The following is a 4,715-nucleotide window of genomic DNA, read 5'->3' as shown; positions in this document are numbered from 1 at the left end:
AAAAATTTTAATTATTTTATTAAAACATAATTTTTCCAATATATTTTATTAAATCAATGTATTTTAATATTATTTTTAAAATATTTTTTATGTTATATTATCCATATTTAAAAACATAAAGATTTAATATTTTTAATAATATATGTAGATGATATAAGAGTGATTTTATGGAAAAAGTAATTACTGCAAATATTGTGGATGTTAAGTTTAATAATATGTATCCTGCGGAGATTAAAATTAAAGATGGTTATATAACTGATGTTATACCAATAGCAACAGATCATATTGATGATATTGATTTTGATTATGATGGTATTTTACTTCCAGGATTTATTGATTCACATATTCATATTGAAAGTTCAATGCTTACTCCAGCTAATTTTGCTAAAGCAGCAGTTAAACATGGAACAACTTCTGTTATAACTGATGATCATGAAATTGCAAATGTTTTAGGTATTAAAGGAATTAATTTCATGATTAATAATGGTAAACAAGTACCTTTTGATTTTTATTATTCTGCACCTAGTTGTGTTCCTGCTACTTCATTTGAAACTTCTGGTGCAGTTCTTGATAGTCAAGATGTTTCTATGATTTTAAATATTAATGAGGTTGTTTGTTTTGGGGAAATGATGAATTTCCCTGGTGTACTTAATGATGATGAAGAAGTTTATAAAAAGATTGAAGCTGCTAAATTACTTAATAAACCTGTTGATGGTCATGCTCCATTACTTACTGGTGAAAATTTAAAAAAATATGTTAATGCAGGTATATCTACAGATCATGAATCTTCTACTTTTGATGAAGCTATTGAAAAAAAGAAATTAGGTATGAAAATAATGGTTCGTGAAGGTTCTTCTGCTAAGAATTTTGACGATATTTTAAATGAAAATGATAGAAGAATTTATCTTATGAATTCTAAAGATGCTAATGGATTTTCACATGATGATTTAAAAACTCTTATGAAAAATCCAATATTTGATATGCTTGTATCTGATGATAAAAATCCTAAAGATTTAGAGGAAGGACATTTAGAAGTTTTAATTAAAAGATTAATTAATTATGATGTTTTTCCTATTGAAGCTATTAAAATGGTTACATTAAATCCAGCACAACATTATAATCTTGATTCTGGTTCAATTGAACCTGGTAAAAGAGCTAATTTTGTTCTTATAGATAGTTTTGAAAATTTCAATGTTTTAAAAACATTTGTTGGTGGTGAATGTGTCTATGAGGATGGTAAAGTATTATTTGATTCAGAGGATGCTGAACTTGAAAACACTGTTCATTTACGTAAAATGAAACCTGAGGATTTTGATATTTATTATGATGGAGATGAAGATAAAGTTAAAGTTCGTGTTATTAAAGTTCTTGATGGATCTTTAATTACTCAAGAAATTAAAAAAGAAGTTGAAGTTAAAGATCATATTTTACAATCTAATGAAGATAAAGATATTTTAAAAATTGCAGTTATAAATAGGTATGGTGGTAATACTGTTGCAAATGCATTTGTTAAAGGTTTTTCAATTAAAAATGCTGCAATTGCTTCTTCTGTAGCACATGATTCTCACAATATTATAGTTATTGGTACAAATAATAAGAATATGGCTGATGCAGTAAATCTTATTAATGAATATCATGGTGGTATTGCTGCAGTATCTCGTAGAAATGGTATTAAAGAGATTTTAGAATTACCTATTGCTGGATTAATGTCTAATGATAGTGTTGAAACACTTTCACTTAAATTAAGAAATCTTCATAATATTGTTAAATTACTTGGTTGTAAATTAAGTGCACCATTTATGACAATGTCTTTTTTAGCATTACTTGTTATTCCTTCACTTAAATTATCTGATAAAGGTCTTTTTGATTCAAATAATTTTGAATTTGTAGATCTTATAGTTAATGATGATTAATAGGTTTTTAAATTATTATTTAATTTAAAACCTATTTTTTAGTTTTTGTTTTTTAGTTTTTATTTTCATTTATTTTAAATTTTATTGCTTTTTTTGGTTTTTTATTAATTGTAATTAAATTCATTATATTTTTATTTTAATTTTATTGCTTTTTTATTAGTTGTTATTGAGTTTAGTATATTTTTTAGTTTTTATTTAGATTTAGTTTAGTTTTTTACTATTTTTAGTTTTTATTATTTTATTCATATTTTATTTTGATTTTTAAGTTTTAGTTTTAAATTCAATATTTCTAATTGTATACCTTGCATAATTGAAGTTTAGAATACTTGCAAGTGCTCTTCCAGTAGCAAGACCTGACCAAATTCCAATTAATCCCCATCCTAAATATATTCCAAAGAAGTATGTAAAACTAACTGTAAATATTACTTCTCTTATTATTGTCCACATTAAACTTGTAGTTCCTTTACCTATTCCTTGGTAGAAGAAACTTGAAACCATTCCAGCTCCAGTAAGTGGGAGGGATAAACATGCTATTTTTAAGAATGTTGATATTCCAGGAATTAAACTTGCTGTATTACTTGTATATGCAAATATTGTTGAAAGTGGTGTTGAAAAGACTATAAGAATGATTGTTACAACTGTTCCAAATGTAACTCCAAATTTAGCACCATAAATATGTGCTCTTGACATATATTCTTTATTTTTAGCACCATAAGCACTTCCAACAACTGCAGTTACTGCACTACCAATTGCTGTTAGTGGCATTATTGCAAAAAGATATAATCTTTGTCCTGTTGTAAATACTGCAATTCCATATACTCCAGATATACTTGAAATAAATATTAAATATAAACTCATTGCAATAGACATCATAAACATGTCCATTGATGCAGGAATGCCTACTTTTAGAATATCTCTTACTATTTTTGTATCGTATTTAAATTCTTTTAATTTAACATCAACATATGTATCTTTTTTTATTAGAATCCAATACATAATTACTATTGCTGAGATTAAACTACTTACTACTGTAGAAATTGCTGCTCCAGCTGAATCTAAGTTTAATATGTAAATAAATATAGGGTCAAGTACTGCATTTAATCCAACTGATATAATAACTGCATACATTGCTCTTTTCATATCACCTTCTCCACGAAGAATACCACTTCCTCCATTTGCAAACATAAATCCAATTAATCCTGCAAATAATGGAGTTCCATATTTTAATCCTTCAGTTAATGATTGTCCATTTGCCCCATAAGTTATTAATAATGGTTTTTCTATAAGAAGTAGTATTATTGTAAGTATTATTGAGGCTATTAAAAATATTATTAGTGAATGTTCTGCTGATGCACTTGCTTTTTCATGATTTTTAGCACCTACAAAACGACTGATACTACTTGTAGCTCCACTTCCAAGTCCTACACTTACTCCATTTAATATCATAAATATTGGAGTTACAAATCCAATTCCTGCAATTGCTGCTTGCCCAAGCCCTGCTATCCATATTCCATCAATTATGTTATATGATGCTGTTAAAAGCATTGATATCATTATAGGGATTGCTAGTTTTTTTACAGCATTTTCCGGATTACCTCTCATTATCTCAATATTTTTATTTCCCATATTATCCCTAACTAAACGTTGTTTATATTATTTTTATTTTTATGATATTTTAATACTATGTTTCTTTCTGTTTAGTTAGATTTATTCTTATTTTTTTAGTTTTATCTTAAAATTTTTCATATTAATTAATTTTTTTTTCTAATTTTTTTAGTTAGTGTTTAAATTTTTAAGTTTTATTTTTATTTTAGTTAGGATTCTTCTTTATTAAAAAATAGTTTTTTCATGTTTGAATTTTGTTTTTAGTTTTCTAGAAACAATTTATGTGGTTTTAATTTTTTTTTAAAAAAAGTAGTTTTTTATATTAAATAGTTATATTGTGTTTAATATTTTATTTTTATTTTTGTAAATAAAATTTAGTGTTTTTAGTATTATATTTTTAAAAAAACACTAAATTCATTTTTATTTAAATTTAATTATGCATAAATCCAGTAATTACACAAGTGTATTCTGGTATTATTCCTTTAGGTAAATCAAACCATTCTAATTTTAAATCAGTGTGATCTTCTACAGCTTCACAGATACGAGTTCCAAGTTCATCCCATCCTCTTCTTGCTTTATCTGGTTTTTTACATGGTCTACCTAATGGTCTTTGACATCCTTTTGTACATAATATACATGGTCCTGCATTAATAAATAATCCACCTGTTTCTTTTTCTTTTTTACGTAATTTTGCCATTAATTTATAGTTTTCTTTGTTTATTGTGTTTGGTACGATTTCATTAAGAATTTCTTCAGTGTATATTTTCTTGATTTTGCTTTTTCTGTGAAGTTGATTTTCGTTATTATGAAATCTAGTTTCTTATATTTTTCTTCAAATTCTTTCCATACACTAAGTGAATTTTCTCTATGTGGTGGACACATCCAGATTTTTCCATAGTTTGGACAGTCTTTACATAATTTGTATTCTACATCTTCATCATAATAATTATCAATATATTCTTTTAGTCCCATGCTTCCTTCAATATGTTCTGTTGTATAAAAATTATTAAAATCTATTTTATCACTCATTTTATTACCTTTCTAATTTTATTAACGATTGTTATATTTTTATTTATTAAATTATTAACAATTGTTATAATTTAAAATATATAAAAATATATTTATGTAAATCTCTTAAAAAATTAAAAAAATTAATTTATTATATTAAACTAATTTTAATAAAAAAAGATATTTTAT

The 4,715-nt window shown here is 24.9% G+C and carries 4 protein-coding genes; 1 reads left to right on the top strand and 3 read right to left on the bottom strand.

Translation table 11 applies throughout. The features are described 5' to 3' along the window. Positions 1–167 precede the first annotated feature (167 nt). Positions 168–1,913: an adenine deaminase gene (gene ade, locus BGI41_RS06695; RefSeq protein ID WP_088539747.1), complete on the top strand. Its 1,746-nt coding sequence runs from the start codon at positions 168–170 to the stop codon at positions 1,911–1,913. 261 nt (positions 1,914–2,174) lie between these two features. On the opposite strand, the gene BGI41_RS06690 is transcribed toward ade, so the two are convergent. The 3 genes from BGI41_RS06690 to BGI41_RS08675 form a co-directional block, all read right to left on the bottom strand. Continuing rightward, complete coding sequence (locus BGI41_RS06690; protein WP_088539745.1) at positions 2,175–3,539, bottom strand: MATE family efflux transporter; 1,365 nt, start codon at positions 3,537–3,539, stop codon at positions 2,175–2,177. A 409-nt stretch (positions 3,540–3,948) separates the two neighbouring features. Beyond that, positions 3,949–4,215: a DUF2284 domain-containing protein gene (locus BGI41_RS08680; RefSeq protein WP_088539743.1), complete on the bottom strand. Its 267-nt coding sequence runs from the start codon at positions 4,213–4,215 to the stop codon at positions 3,949–3,951. Positions 4,216–4,235: 20 nt separating this feature from the next. After that, a complete protein-coding gene (locus tag BGI41_RS08675) occupies positions 4,236–4,547 on the bottom strand; it encodes a DUF2284 domain-containing protein (protein WP_088539742.1) in 312 nt (103 codons plus the stop codon). Between the last annotated feature and the right edge of the window lie 168 nt (positions 4,548–4,715).

This window comes from Methanobrevibacter sp. 87.7, assembly GCF_002208625.1.
Classification (GTDB): domain Archaea; phylum Methanobacteriota; class Methanobacteria; order Methanobacteriales; family Methanobacteriaceae; genus Methanarmilla.
This window is presented reverse-complemented; position numbering and strand designations above follow the sequence as displayed.